The organism is Idiomarina sp. ST10R2A5, assembly GCF_051842325.1.
GTDB classification, from domain to species: domain Bacteria; phylum Pseudomonadota; class Gammaproteobacteria; order Enterobacterales; family Alteromonadaceae; genus Idiomarina; species Idiomarina abyssalis.
This window is the reverse complement of record NZ_JBNIEX010000001.1, coordinates 209052-221697: the sequence shown is the minus strand read 5'-3', so window position 1 is coordinate 221697 and position 12646 is coordinate 209052. Positions and strand designations below refer to the sequence as shown.

The window sequence follows — 12646 nt, the reverse complement described above, 5'->3', positions numbered from 1 at the left end:
GAGCGGCATAAAACTTTGGGTTTAGATTCGATTAATCAACGAAACGGAAGCAGATTTTCGCATGAGCCAATCCGCACGTAAAATACTGGTTACTAACGCACTACCATACGCTAACGGACCTATCCATATTGGTCACATGTTAGGTTATATTCAGGCCGATATCTGGGTACGCTTTCAAAAGCTACGCGGTAACGAGTGCCACTTTGTTTGTGCAGACGATGCACACGGCACCCCAATAATGCTGAAAGCTCAGCAGCTTGGAATAACGCCGGAGCAAATGATTGGCGACATGCAACGCTCGCATGAATCAGACTTTAGCGATTTTTTGGTCGGCTTCGATCACTATTACAGCACACACAGTGATGAGAACCGTGAGCTGGCTGAAACCATTTACACGCGTCTTGATAAAGCCGGTCATATTAAAACAGAAGTCATTGAACAGCTTTATGACCCGCAAAAAGAAATGTTTCTTCCCGATCGTTTCGTTAAAGGCGAATGTCCCGACTGTGGTGCCGAGGACCAATACGGAGACAACTGTGATGTCTGTGGAGCAACTTATGCGCCGACCGACCTGAAGAATCCAAAATCAGTCGTCTCTGGTGCTGAGCCGCAACTGCGTGAATCAGAACACTACTTTTTTGATCTGCCGGCATTTGGTGACATGTTAAAAAGCTGGACCCGTTCGGGTTCACTGCAAAATGAAATGGCGAACAAGCTGAACGAGTGGTTCGAGCAAGGTTTACAGCGCTGGGATATTTCCCGCGATGCCCCCTACTTCGGTTTCAAAATTCCGGGCACAGAAAACAAATACTTCTACGTCTGGCTAGACGCTCCAATAGGTTACATGAGCAGCTTTAAAAACTACTGCACAACCACAGGCAAAGCCGACTGGGATACCTATTGGCAAGCTGACAGTGAAGCAGAGCTTTATCATTTTATTGGTAAGGATATTATCTACTTCCACAGCTTATTCTGGCCTGCCATGCTTAAAGGCGCAAACTTCCGCCAGCCAACCAATGTGTGGGCGCATGGTTTTATCACAGTTAACGGCACTAAGATGTCAAAGTCTAAGGGCACTTTTATTAAGGCTCGTACTTACCTCGAACATCTTGATCCGGAATATCTGCGTTATTACTTCGCAGCAAAATTAACCAGTCGTATTGATGATTTGGATTTAAACCTGACGGATTTCACTCAACGAGTGAACTCTGATCTCGTCGGTAAAGTCATTAATATCGCCAGCCGCTGCGCCGGTTTCATTCAGAAAAAATTTGACGGGAAGTTGTCTGCCAATATAGCTGACTCAACACTGCTAAAAGATTTCCAGATCGCCGGTGATGATATTGCTGTCCTTTACGAAAAACGCGAATTTTCCCGTGCTATGCGCGACATTATGGCATTAGCGGATCGTGCCAATCAGTATATTGCTGATAAAGAACCCTGGCAGTTAATTAAACAGGAAGGCAGCGAGCAGGAAGTTCATGAAATCTGCTCTTTAGGGATCAACTTGTTCCGCGTGTTAATGGTTTACCTTGCGCCGGTAGTTCCTAAGTTGACTGAAGAAGTACAACACTTTTTAAACGATACTTTTACCTGGGAAAGTCACAAAACAGCTTTGACCGACCATCCTATTAATAAATTTAAAGCGCTCATGCAGCGTGTTGAAATGGACGACGTAAACGCCATGATTGAAGCATCAAAAGAAGAGCAAGCCTCGCAAGCGCCTGTGACTGAAGTTAATGATGAGCTCAAAAAAGAGCCAATTGCCGATGAAATTAACTTTGATGATTTTGCTAAAGTTGACTTAAGGGTTGCTCTTATTGCCAATGCTGAGCACGTTGAGGGTGCTGATAAACTATTGAAACTGACGCTGGATCTGGGTGGTGAAACTCGACAGGTTTTCGCCGGTATTAAATCAGCTTACGAGCCAGAAGCTCTGAAAGGCCAACTGACTGTTATGGTCGCCAATCTGGCTCCCCGTAAAATGCGCTTTGGTCTATCCGAAGGCATGGTGCTTGCAGCTGGTCCGGGTAAAGATGAAATCTATATTCTGAACCCGCATGATGGCGCAAAACCAGGAATGAGAGTTATGTAATAACCAGACTGTCAATCCATTGAAATAATACGACAGCCTACAAGAGAGTCTCCGCTGTTGTCGTCCAGTCGCTGGCTGCGAACGACTTCAGCGTTGATTTTTAAAGGCGCAACTGGGCCCGAAGACGAAATTTCAACAAAGACTTTATCGCCAACCTCGAGATTAGCCGACAGCTGAAGTGACAACCCCTCTGCACTCAAATCAAGACAAACGCCTTCGAGTACTTTTTTACTCTCACCCTCTGCCAAAGTAACTTTCGCATCCGCATTGACAGCCATCCGCATAAAATTCCGGTTTTCCTGCGATTCCAGCATGTTGCCCTCAACTTTGTTTAAAAAGTGTAAATCTTACTTCAGTTTTAGCACGGTCTGGCCGATAAAAAAAATAGTATCGGATAACAAGGAACCGTCATCATGGTAGAAGCAAAGTTTTCAATTGGTCAACTCATTACCCACAGCCTTTATGGTTACCGCGGTGTTATCATTGATGCTGACCCCTGCTTCACATTATCTGACAGTTGGTATGACAAAATGGCGACCTCTAAACCGGCAAAAAATCAGCCTTGGTACCATATTCTAGTGAACAACTCATCAATCCAAACCTATGTCAGCGAAAGCAGTCTGGAGGCTGACTTTTCAGAACAAGAAATTCAGCACCCTATGGTGGACCTTTTATTTTCCGGGAAATCTGCCAGCCAATATAAGCTGTCTGAAAATCTTAACTAAATTTGCCGATGCCCACTGCTATAGTTACCATAGACTAAAATAGCGTAATAAGGGCAAGGTAATGGCAGAAGAGACAATTTTTACGAAAATTATTAACCGTGAAATTCCTGCGGATATTATCTACGAAGACGATCAGGCGCTTGCGTTTAAAGACATCAACCCGCAAGCACCTTTCCACTGTTTAGTAATTCCTAAAACCCCTATTGCTACAGCTAACGACATTAATGAAGACAACGCCGCATTGGTGGGACACCTTTATGTTGTAGCCGCTAAGTTGGCTGCTAAGCATGGTTTTGCAGAAGATGGGTATCGACTTGTAATGAACTGTAACGAATACGGCGGCCAAACCGTATACCACATTCACCTGCACGTTTTAGCTGGAAAGCAAATGGGCTGGCCACCTTATACCGATAAAAAGAAGCAAGGCTAAGCCGTTATGGGCGGTATCTGGCGTCGAGGATTTTATCGACAACCCAGCTGCCGTCCTGTTGAATCAGAACCACATCGCGACTGTCTTTAATGTTATCGCCTTCGTAAGTTCCTTCAAAAATAACCGTTGCTCGTAGCTCATTTGAATCGTTCAAATAATCGGTAAGCGAATCACTGACAACTTCAATTTCAACGGTATCGAAATAACGCCCAAGCACATAACGCTGAACCTGACTGACAGCTCCGTAATGCGTAATTAGGTCAGCCAGTCGTTTCGACGAAAGCTTTTTCGCCTGTTCCAAGTCTTCCTGTTCGTACACCGCCTTATAAAATCCGCTGATCACTTCAGCAGGTTTCGCAGATGTATAGTCGTCGGACTGTTCGTCACCGCTACAAGCGGAAATAACAGTTACGACCAGGGCTAAAAAAACTACTCGTAATAGTGCCATGATACTCTATTCTCCTTTTGCCACGCCTTCACGACGCGGATCAGCGCCACCCACCAAAGTGCCGTCTGCATTAATACTAATTCCGTGTAAGCCGCTGTTTAAGTCGATGACTCTGACATCATGCTTTCGCTTCTCTAAAGCCGCTTTGAATTCGCTGATATCCCGTCCTTTCTCCAGAGAGGTGTAATCATTACGGTTGGTTACATGACCAAGGTTAATCGCTTCCTGCACGTTAAGGTTCCAGTCCAGCATACCAACTAACGTTTGAGTAACGTAGTTAATAATTCTGCTTCCGCCGGGCGAGCCAATAGCATGTATAAGCTGCTGCCCTTCTTTATCAAGAACCACAGTCGGCGCCATTGAGCTACGAGGCCGTTTGCCAGGCTCTACACGGTTAGCAAACTTCTCCTTACCGTCACCCGGCGCCAGAGAAAAGTCAGTTAATTGATTATTGAGCAGAAAGCCACCGGCCATAACAGTGGAACCGAATCCCATTTCAATGCTGGTGGTCATGGAAACCACGTTACCTTCGGCATCGACAATAGAAATGTGACTGGTGTTAGGCAGCTCGTAGGCAATATCTTGCTCGTACGCGGGCTGCAGTTGAACACCCGGCTTGGCTTTCCCCATATCGTCTTTTTTAATGGTTTCTGCCCGGCTCGATAAATAAGCTTTATCCAACATAGCCTCGACCGGAATCTCAACAAAATCAGGATCAGCTATCCACTGGTTTCTGTCGGCATAAGCTAAACGCGATGCCTGAGTGAACCAATGCACAAATTCTTCAGAATTTGGTTTCAGTTTACCTAGCTCAAAATTCTCCAGTACGCCCAATGTCTGCAGCGTTGTTATTCCTCCCGAGCTAGGCGGTCCCATACCGCAAACCTGATATTCACGGTAATCATTACATACCGGTTCGCGCAGTTTTGCGCTGTATTGACTCAGGTCTTCAAGGCTCAACACACCGGGTTCAATAGCACTGTTCTGCACGGCCTTAACAATTTTCTCGGCTAATTTTCCCTCATAGAAGGCATCAGCCCCCTGCTCAGCAATCAAACTAAGGCTCTTTGCATACTCAGGGTTTTTCAGTGTGTCTCCAGCTTTTAAGGCGGTACCATTAGGGAAGAAATAGCTGCTGGCCACCGGCATTTTCTTAACACCGGGGTTAATCTCCATTTCCACTAACTTAGCGAGCCTTGGCGACACTTCAAACCCCGCTTCTGCCAACTCAACGGTTTCACTAAAGAGTGAAGACCAGTCTGACTTACCCCAGCGTTCATGAGCCAGCTCCAGTCCGCGAAGAACGCCGGGAGTCCCTACTGAGCGGCCGCCAACGACAGCCTCAATCCATTTGGGGGGATTACCCTTGTCGTCCAGAAAGAGTTCCTCTGTAGCAGCCTGAGGTGCAGTCTCACGCGCATCAATGGTATAAAGTTTGTTTTCGTTGTTATCCCAATAGAGAATAAAAGCGCCGCCACCAATACCTGAAGACTGAGGCTCAACTAATCCCAGCATAGACTGAACTGCTACAGCCGCATCCACGGCGGAGCCGCCTTTTTCTAATACATGATACCCGGCTTCAACTGCATGTTTATTTGCGGCAGCAACCATGTACTTATTGGCGGTCGAAGCGGTTTTCTCGGAAAAACCAGTAGCCGCTTCCGGTTCACGGACTTCTTGTTCAGTACCAGGGCTACAGGCAGATAAAACGCCTGCAGCTATTAAACCAGGGAGCCAGAACTTCATAAGGCCTCATTCATATTAGGAACAATTTGCCCTATCATACGAACCAGAAACCAATGACGCAACGAAAAGGAAAGTAAATGGAGAGGTTTAACCAATATTGGGCAGGGCTCATTCTGGTTCTGCTACTATCGGTTTTTCTGCAATTGATGCCTCACTGGCATGCGACACTGAGCTTTAACTCAAGTACTGTCATGTCCGAGGGTTGGCCACTCATTACGACCCATTTTATTCATCTTGACTGGTGGCATGCCTTATTCAATTTTATTGGCTTAACACTTATTGTTCTAATTTGGCGGGAATACTGGACCACCCGCTGGTTAATTAATGCGTTATTGCTCAGTGGCACTGCAACTGCTGTATTGCTCTGGCTGGCTCCATTGAACCTTAGCTTTGTTGGTTTATCAGGAGTACTCCATGGCTTACTGGCTTACTGTTTAATTAAGGACATTCGTTCGGGTAAGAAATGGATGTGGTTAATATTGATAGCACTGGTTGCCAAAGTCATTGCTGAACTCCTGGGCTGGCGACCTACCCACTTTGTCGGAGAGCACGTTAGCTATATTCACGTAGCGGGTTTAGTGAGTTCTTTATTGCTGTACAAACTAGAACGGCGTCGCATTAGCGACGCCGTTAGTCGGGATGAGTAAAACCAACAAGTTTACTTTAAGTTTTCCTCAAACAATTTAAATATCCGACGGTATTCGTTCAGCCAGCTTTCTGGCTGGCGGAAACCGTGCGGCTCCACCGGGTAAATTGCCGTTTCCCAGTCTTCTTTCTTCAGCTCAATAAGGCGCTGAACAAGGCGAACACTGTCCTGGAAGAAAACGTTGTCATCAATCATGGGTGAATTGATTAACAAAGCATCTTCTAAGCCTTCGGCAAAATAGATAGGTGAACTGCGACGGTACGCAATAGCGTCATCCTGCGGCAGGTTCAAGATATTAGACGTATAGCCTGTGTTGTAATGAGCCCAGTCTGTAACCGGACGCAGCGCCGAGCCCGCTTCAAATAATCCGGGTTCATTAAACAAAGCCATAAAGGTCAGGAAGCCACCGTAAGAACCGCCATAAGTTCCTAATTTGTCACCATCAACGTTCAGGTCACTTTCTAAGTAACTTGCAACATCGACCAGATCTTCAACTTCCGGCGTTCCCATTTGACGATAAATAGCGGTGCGCCAGTCGCGTCCATAACCTTTTGAGCCACGGTAATCGAGGTCAGCAACCACGTAACCGTGCTTATTCAACAGACTATGGAACATGAACTCACGGAAATACCCTGACCAACCCATGTGCGCATTTTGCAAATAGCCAGCACCGTGTATGAAGACAACCGCGGGATATTCCTCAGCTCGGTTTTCATCAAAGCCTTCTGGTTTATAGATGCGGGTATAAATAGGCTCGTCAACATGAGAGGAATCCACCCCCACCAACTCAGGAGCCGTCCAGTCAATACTTAAAAACTTCTCCGAAACCGTATGAGTCAAACGCTCTGCTGTTCCAGAAGCATTGACAGACTTATGGTATAGCTCTGGTGGCATTAACGGCGTTGAATGCGTCAGCAATAACTCATCATCTTCAGGGCTGAGCTCAAAGGCTGTCATACCATCAAGGTCCGTCAGCGCTTCCGGGTCACCACTACTATCAGTCTTCACCCGGTACACTTCATAGATACCCGGGTGCTCGATGTTTGCCTGAAAGTATAAGTAATCGCCATTACTGCTTAAGTCTGCATCTTCAACGACATAACTTCCGTCAGTCAATTGACGCGTGCTGCCGTCAAGCGGTTTAACATACAAGTGCGAATAACCATCGGCCTCTGACATGAACCACAGCTCATCGCTGTCTAACCAGCCGAATTCGTTATGAGTGTAGTTGATCCAGGCGTCATCGTGTAAACGGTCTTGAGAAACCAGTTTTTTACCGGCGGTGTCTACCGTTGTAAGCCAGCGATCTTTGTTGTCCCAGGCTTCCAGCATAACCGCAACTTCAGTGCCCTCTTCATTCCACTGAATAGCGCCGTTTTCCCAGCCCCAGTCAGCCATTAGCGTAATTGGGCGAGGTTTCTCTTCCGACTTATAGGTTTCACCACGAGCTTCATGGTTTTCACGTTTAACTTCTGCCAGAACATCTTCATTCCAGCCCGGTAAGGTGTTGTAGGTTAGCGTCGACTGGCTGCCGTCGCTTAAATTAAGTAAAACCAACTGGTGTTCAACCGGCTTTGCATCGGCCACACGACGACGCACATTTTCGCTTTTTACACGGCCATCTTCGCTAATGTAATTCGGCATAATATCGCCTTCGTCACGCCAGCTTTGCGGCTCAGTAATGGCTATCAGCATAAAGTCGCCTTTTGGCGATAAGCTTGCAGAAACCAGTTCTTTATCCTTTGGCAAATAGAACGGCTCCGGCGCCAATGTCGAATTTCGGTTTTGTAATTCAGAACGCTGAGCAAAACGCTCTTCAGATGCTTTTCGTTCTTTCTGCACGTACTGAATTAACTGTTGTTCTTCCCGGGCCAGGTAATCCTTCGGCTCTTCATTCGCTTTCGGCTTTTCCTGAAAGGCCAAAGCAGCGACCTGACGGCTTAAACCTGAGTTCACATCAATAATGAAGAAGTTATTACCCTGCTGGTAACTCAGTTGTCCATTCGTCATAGGCTGCAGGTTGTGCTGCCTGGCGTCGTCACGTGTCAACTGGCGAACCGTACCGTCATTAAAGCGAACAAAAACATTGCCTTCAAAGGTATAGGCTAAAAAGCTACCATCCGCTGCATGAACCTTTTCATCTGCCACGTACTGATGCAGGTTTTCTACAGCAACTTTCTGCGGTTCCCCAGCCCCACTTTCCAGCATCATTAGGTCACGAATATCACTACCTTCGCGCTTCTGGTAAAACAGAATTTCTTCACCGTCCATGCTCCAGAAAGCCTGTTCAGGGAATCTCCCCATCCAGTCTGGATCAGCCATAATTTGTTCCATAGTCAGTTCAGCCGTTCCTTGCGCACTGGCAAGTGAGTTGGCTTGTATGGTCGGTGTGCTTCTCTGCGTATCAGCAGTGGTCGTGCCTTGTGGGGAGGTTGATGCGCAAGAGGCGACAAACAATGTCGCCCCAATGGCCATCACCAGACGTGATTTCACCATATTATTTTTCCTTTTTAGGATCCGCTGGATTATTGTGCATCCGCTTGATTTTCAGGCCGAGCCTGTTGCACCGCGTCAAGCGCTTGCAAACGTTCATGCACCGCCATTAAGGTTGGATAAGAAGACAAATCCAAATTAAAGCGTTGTGCATTGTATACCTGAGGTATCAAACAGATATCAGCCAATGTTACCGAATTACCATAGCAATAATCACCTGCATACTCGGTCAGCCGCTGTTCAAATGCGGTAAAACTTTTTTCTACCCAGTTTGCTATCCATTCTGAGCGTTGTTTATCGCTGCAATTCAACTCACCGGTTAAATACTGTAACACCCGTAAATTGGTAACAGGTTGCAACTCGCAGGCTAAATCATAAGCCAGGGCTCTGACTCTGGCTTTATCAGCGGGAGCCGACGGTAATAATGGGTTTTGTGGGTAACACTCTTCCAGATACTCAATAATGGCTAAGGACTGGTTTAACTTAACATCGCCATCGATAAAGGTAGGAACCAACCGCGCTGGATTAAGCTTTCGATAAGCCTCACTGTGCTGTTGCCCGCCATCTTTTACTAAATGTACCGGTTCATACTCGTAGGATAAGCCCTTCAGGTTTAAAGCAGTACGAACCCGGTAACTGGCGCTTGAGCGCCAGTAGCCGTAGAGTTTCATCACTTTTGAGGACCTTCGTATTGAACAACTTTCTGATTAATGGTGCCGAATATTGACTGATCACCATCATCTTTCATTTCAATTTTAATGGTGTCGCCAAATTGCATAAACTGAGTTGCCGGCTTGCCATCACGAATGGTTTCAATCATGCGCACTTCGGCAATGCAGCTATAACCTACGCCACCTTCATCGATGGACGTACCGTGATCAGTCCCTTGTTTATTTGAGACGGTTCCTGAACCAATGATAGCTCCGGCACCTAAGTGACGTGTCTTCGCAGCATGAGCAACTAACTGACCGAAATCAAAAGTCATATCTTCGCCAGCGTTAGGCTTACCAAAGGCCTTACCGTTGTACTCTGACAATAACGGTAAGTGGACTTTATTCGCTTTCCAGGCATCACCCAGTTCATCGGGTGTTACCGCTACCGGTGAGAAAGCTGACGATGGTTTACTCTGGAAAAAGCCAAAACCTTTACCCAGTTCGCCTGGAATAAGACCGCGCAATGATACATCGTTAACCAGCATCAACAGCTTAATGTGCTGCCCTGCGGTTTTAGCATCAACGCCCATAGGGACATCATCAGTAATAATGGCAACTTCGCCTTCAAAGTCGATACCCCAGTCGGTGCTGCCCATTTCAATGTCGTCGTACGGCGCTAAAAAGTCATCAGAGCCGCCCTGGTACATCAAAGGGTCTTCCCAGAAGCTTGGTGGCATTTCAGCGCCACGTGCACGGCGAACCAATTCAACATGGTTCACATAGGCACTACCGTCGGCCCACTGATACGCACGAGGTAAAGGCGATTCACATAAAGCTTCATCGAACTGGACGCTGCCATCAACATCACTGTCATTCAATTGCTGATAAATTTTCTCAAGCTTGGGTGCAATACCGTCCCAGTCGTCCAGCAGCTCTTGCATGCAAGATGCAATGGCCGGAACCGCTACTGCTGAATTTAAATTTTTGCTGACCACCATTAACTGGCCGTCACGTGTACCATTTCTATATGTGGCGAGTTTCATAAGTTGTTATTTCTCCTGCCAACTGTAAACGTAGTCTGGGTTCTCAACCGCCATAGCCTCGTTACTTGCTTGCAAGGCATCGCGGGTGTCGAGCATGACCGCAACTTCGTCAGTGAATTTCTTTTTATGCTCACGCCCGGCTTTAAACGCTTTCGGGTGTGGGCCATGAGTAAAGCCTGCCGGATGAAAGGTTACCATACCGCGATCGATATTATCACGGCTGAAAAAGTCACCTTCATGATAAAAAAGCACTTCATCGTAATCGTCATTGTTGTGGTAGAAAGGCACCTTCAATGCGCCCGGGTCTGACTCAATAGGACGCGGAACAAAGGTACAAACCACAAAACGATCAGCAACAAAAGTCGTGTGTGCCGACGGCGGCAAATGATAACGATGGCTCATTAACGGCCGGATATCACGCCAATTCAAACGAACCGGAGCTAACTCACCGTGCCAGCCTATCGCATCCAGCGGGTTATAAGGGTACGTAATAACCGATACCTGCTGATGGCGTTTTACATACACCTGCCACTGCTCTTCGCTGTATTGCGCCTGAAACGCCTCATCAATATCCGGCGTATCCAGAACCGCAGGGTCAAAAATGGCATGATTACCGACCAGACCTTTTTCCGGCAAGCTATAAGAGCCATTGGTTGCTTCAATCATCAACAACTGCATGGTCTCATCAGGTTCCAGACGCCAGTTAGTAGAACGGGGAATTAAGAAGTAGTCCCCTTTCACTAAGTGAATGTGGCCGTAGTCGCAATGTAAATGACCGCTACCTTCATGCACAAAGAGTAAGTCATCGCCATCGGCATTACGCACTAAATAATCCATTTTGCTGTGGCAATGCCACAAACGAAAACGACAGTTACTATTGTGCAGTAAGTCAGGCGTTAACCAGGGATTTTCCGGAGCTATGGCTTCTAACTTATTAAAGTCAAACGCCCGTGGACGCAAGGGCCCACGCCACTCCGACCAGCCGGTCGGAGCATGCTGATGGTGAAAATGCGTGGCCGGGCCAAAAAAGCCACTACGGCCAGCTTCACGTTCATAAATGGCCTGCTCCGGAAAATCAGCGTGAGCTTGTCGAGACGACTTGCCCACCTGTTTCGGAAAGCTGATCCATTTACGCATCGCTTAACACTCCCCGGCGGATCTGGTCTTCTTCAATGCTTTCGAATAACGCTTTGAAGTTACCTTCGCCGAATCCTTCGTTGCCTTTACGCTGAATAATTTCAAAGAACACCGGACCAATGACGGTTTGAGTAAATATTTGAAGTAAGATGCCGTCTTTCATTGGCGCACCGTCAATTAAAATGCGCTGTTCACGCAGTGCGTCTAAGTCTTCCTGATGCCCTTCAACGCGCTCATTAACTTTCTCGTAGTAGGTTTCAGGTGTGTCCATGAAATCCATACCAATGGAACGCAGATCTTTTACGGTTTTGTAGATATTGTCACTGGTTAAAGCAATGTGCTGAATGCCTTCACCTTTGTACTCTTTTAAGTATTCTTCAATTTGCGATTTGTCGTCGTGAGATTCGTTAATTGGAATGCGGATTTTACCGCAAGGCGCTGTCATAGCGCGGCTTAACAAGCCTGTCAGCTTACCTTCAATGTCGAAATAGCGAATTTCGCGGAAGTTACCAATGCGCTCATAGAAACCCGCCCAAGTATCCATGTTTCCACGGAATACGTTATGCGTCAGATGGTCTATTTCGAACAACCCGGCTGCGTGATCATTCATTTTCGCTTCCCAGCTTTCATAGAAATCGAAATGCTGGTTATAAATTTCATGGTTTTCGTAGTTATCGACAAAATACAACGCACTTTCGCCAATACCAAACACCGCCGGTACACCTTCAACAACACCTTTATCAGCTGGGAAAGCTTTGGCGCCGTTATCAAGAGAGTGCTTTAACGCGTGGTCAGCGTCTTTAACACGCCATGCCATACCGCAGACACTCGGGCCGTGGTCTTTAGCAAACTCTTCAGCCTGTCCGCCCGGCTCAGCGTTAATGATGAAATTAATGTCGTTCTGTTTGTACAACCAGGCCTGTTTGCTTTTGTGCTTAGCCACTTCAGTGAAACCCAGCTTGTCGAACAAGTCTTTTAACGCATCAATGCCTTTTTGATCCGGAGCGGTATACTCAACGAATTCAAAACCGTCTGTGTTTAACGGATTAATCATCTTATCTGTCATGGTTACTTCCTCTTATTATTCGGTTGTTAACAACATGACTGTAGCGGTACATGAGGGAAAAAGGCGAATAAGAGAAAAAGATAACTGAGCGGGGAATTTATGACCAGAACGTAAAGTTTACTGTACAGTCTGCACACTTGCTCTGGATCAAGGTGCAGCCTTGT

Annotated in this window: 12 protein-coding genes; 4 read left to right on the top strand and 8 right to left on the bottom strand. The window is 46.6% G+C overall.

Annotated elements, in window-relative coordinates; translation table 11 throughout:
* Window positions 1-61 precede the first annotated feature (61 nt).
* Window positions 62-2095 carry a methionine--tRNA ligase gene (gene metG / locus ACP7FG_RS01105; protein WP_416510803.1) on the top strand — a complete coding sequence of 678 codons (2034 nt, stop codon included), beginning with the start codon at window positions 62-64 and terminating at the stop codon, window positions 2093-2095.
* An 11-nt stretch (window positions 2096-2106) separates the two neighbouring features.
* Here metG and ACP7FG_RS01100 read toward each other — a convergent pair whose 3' ends face one another.
* The gene (locus ACP7FG_RS01100; RefSeq protein WP_287816842.1) at window positions 2107-2409 is read right to left on the bottom strand and encodes a PilZ domain-containing protein; all 303 of its coding nucleotides are present in this window, start codon (window positions 2407-2409) and stop codon (window positions 2107-2109) included.
* 99 nt (window positions 2410-2508) lie between these two features.
* Between ACP7FG_RS01100 and hspQ the strand changes: the two genes are divergently transcribed.
* Together hspQ and ACP7FG_RS01090 are read left to right on the top strand one after the other, a co-directional pair.
* Entirely contained in the window at window positions 2509-2820 is a 312-nt protein-coding gene (hspQ, locus tag ACP7FG_RS01095) for a heat shock protein HspQ (protein ID WP_199493755.1), read from the top strand.
* Between the two features lie 61 nt (window positions 2821-2881).
* Complete coding sequence (locus tag ACP7FG_RS01090) at window positions 2882-3250, top strand: histidine triad nucleotide-binding protein (protein WP_224797360.1); 369 nt, start codon at window positions 2882-2884, stop codon at window positions 3248-3250.
* Window positions 3251-3254: 4 nt separating this feature from the next.
* On the opposite strand, the gene ACP7FG_RS01085 is transcribed toward ACP7FG_RS01090, so the two are convergent.
* Together ACP7FG_RS01085 and ggt are read right to left on the bottom strand one after the other, a co-directional pair.
* Entirely contained in the window at window positions 3255-3698 is a 444-nt protein-coding gene (locus ACP7FG_RS01085; RefSeq protein ID WP_224797359.1) for a hypothetical protein, read from the bottom strand.
* Window positions 3699-3704: 6 nt separating this feature from the next.
* Window positions 3705-5444: a gamma-glutamyltransferase gene (ggt, locus tag ACP7FG_RS01080; protein WP_439225259.1), complete on the bottom strand. Its 1740-nt coding sequence runs from the start codon at window positions 5442-5444 to the stop codon at window positions 3705-3707.
* A gap of 77 nt (window positions 5445-5521) precedes the next feature.
* Between ggt and rrtA the strand changes: the two genes are divergently transcribed.
* Window positions 5522-6091 (top strand): rhombosortase, encoded by a 570-nt coding sequence (gene rrtA / locus ACP7FG_RS01075; RefSeq protein ID WP_439225258.1) that lies wholly within the window; start codon window positions 5522-5524, stop codon window positions 6089-6091.
* Between the two features lie 11 nt (window positions 6092-6102).
* Here rrtA and ACP7FG_RS01070 read toward each other — a convergent pair whose 3' ends face one another.
* The 5 genes from ACP7FG_RS01070 to hppD are packed head-to-tail and all read right to left on the bottom strand — an operon-like array spanning window position 6103 to window position 12482.
* A complete protein-coding gene (locus tag ACP7FG_RS01070; RefSeq protein WP_439225257.1) occupies window positions 6103-8586 on the bottom strand; it encodes a prolyl oligopeptidase family serine peptidase in 2484 nt (827 codons plus the stop codon).
* 29 nt (window positions 8587-8615) lie between these two features.
* Window positions 8616-9254 carry a maleylacetoacetate isomerase gene (gene maiA / locus ACP7FG_RS01065; protein ID WP_054487959.1) on the bottom strand — a complete coding sequence of 213 codons (639 nt, stop codon included), beginning with the start codon at window positions 9252-9254 and terminating at the stop codon, window positions 8616-8618.
* Complete coding sequence (locus tag ACP7FG_RS01060; RefSeq protein WP_439225256.1) at window positions 9254-10279, bottom strand: fumarylacetoacetate hydrolase family protein; 1026 nt, start codon at window positions 10277-10279, stop codon at window positions 9254-9256. The genes maiA and ACP7FG_RS01060 overlap by 1 nt, the downstream gene beginning before the upstream one ends.
* A 6-nt stretch (window positions 10280-10285) precedes the next feature.
* Window positions 10286-11416 carry a homogentisate 1,2-dioxygenase gene (locus ACP7FG_RS01055; protein ID WP_439225255.1) on the bottom strand — a complete coding sequence of 377 codons (1131 nt, stop codon included), beginning with the start codon at window positions 11414-11416 and terminating at the stop codon, window positions 10286-10288.
* Window positions 11409-12482, bottom strand: coding sequence for a 4-hydroxyphenylpyruvate dioxygenase (hppD, locus tag ACP7FG_RS01050; protein ID WP_224797356.1), 1074 nt, complete (start codon window positions 12480-12482; stop codon window positions 11409-11411). Before hppD ends, ACP7FG_RS01055 begins: the two co-directional genes overlap by 8 nt.
* Window positions 12483-12646: the final 164 nt, after the last annotated feature.

Coding starts and splice junctions, on each gene's coding strand:
- metG (WP_416510803.1), top strand. CDS start 62: ATGAGCCAATCCGCACGTAAAATACTGGTTACTAACGCACTACCATAC.
- ACP7FG_RS01100 (WP_287816842.1), bottom strand. CDS start 2,409: ATGCTGGAATCGCAGGAAAACCGGAATTTTATGCGGATGGCTGTCAAT.
- hspQ (WP_199493755.1), top strand. CDS start 2,509: ATGGTAGAAGCAAAGTTTTCAATTGGTCAACTCATTACCCACAGCCTT.
- ACP7FG_RS01090 (WP_224797360.1), top strand. CDS start 2,882: ATGGCAGAAGAGACAATTTTTACGAAAATTATTAACCGTGAAATTCCT.
- ACP7FG_RS01085 (WP_224797359.1), bottom strand. CDS start 3,698: ATGGCACTATTACGAGTAGTTTTTTTAGCCCTGGTCGTAACTGTTATT.
- ggt (WP_439225259.1), bottom strand. CDS start 5,444: ATGAAGTTCTGGCTCCCTGGTTTAATAGCTGCAGGCGTTTTATCTGCC.
- rrtA (WP_439225258.1), top strand. CDS start 5,522: ATGGAGAGGTTTAACCAATATTGGGCAGGGCTCATTCTGGTTCTGCTA.
- ACP7FG_RS01070 (WP_439225257.1), bottom strand. CDS start 8,586: ATGGTGAAATCACGTCTGGTGATGGCCATTGGGGCGACATTGTTTGTC.
- maiA (WP_054487959.1), bottom strand. CDS start 9,254: ATGAAACTCTACGGCTACTGGCGCTCAAGCGCCAGTTACCGGGTTCGT.
- ACP7FG_RS01060 (WP_439225256.1), bottom strand. CDS start 10,279: ATGAAACTCGCCACATATAGAAATGGTACACGTGACGGCCAGTTAATG.
- ACP7FG_RS01055 (WP_439225255.1), bottom strand. CDS start 11,416: ATGCGTAAATGGATCAGCTTTCCGAAACAGGTGGGCAAGTCGTCTCGA.
- hppD (WP_224797356.1), bottom strand. CDS start 12,482: ATGACAGATAAGATGATTAATCCGTTAAACACAGACGGTTTTGAATTC.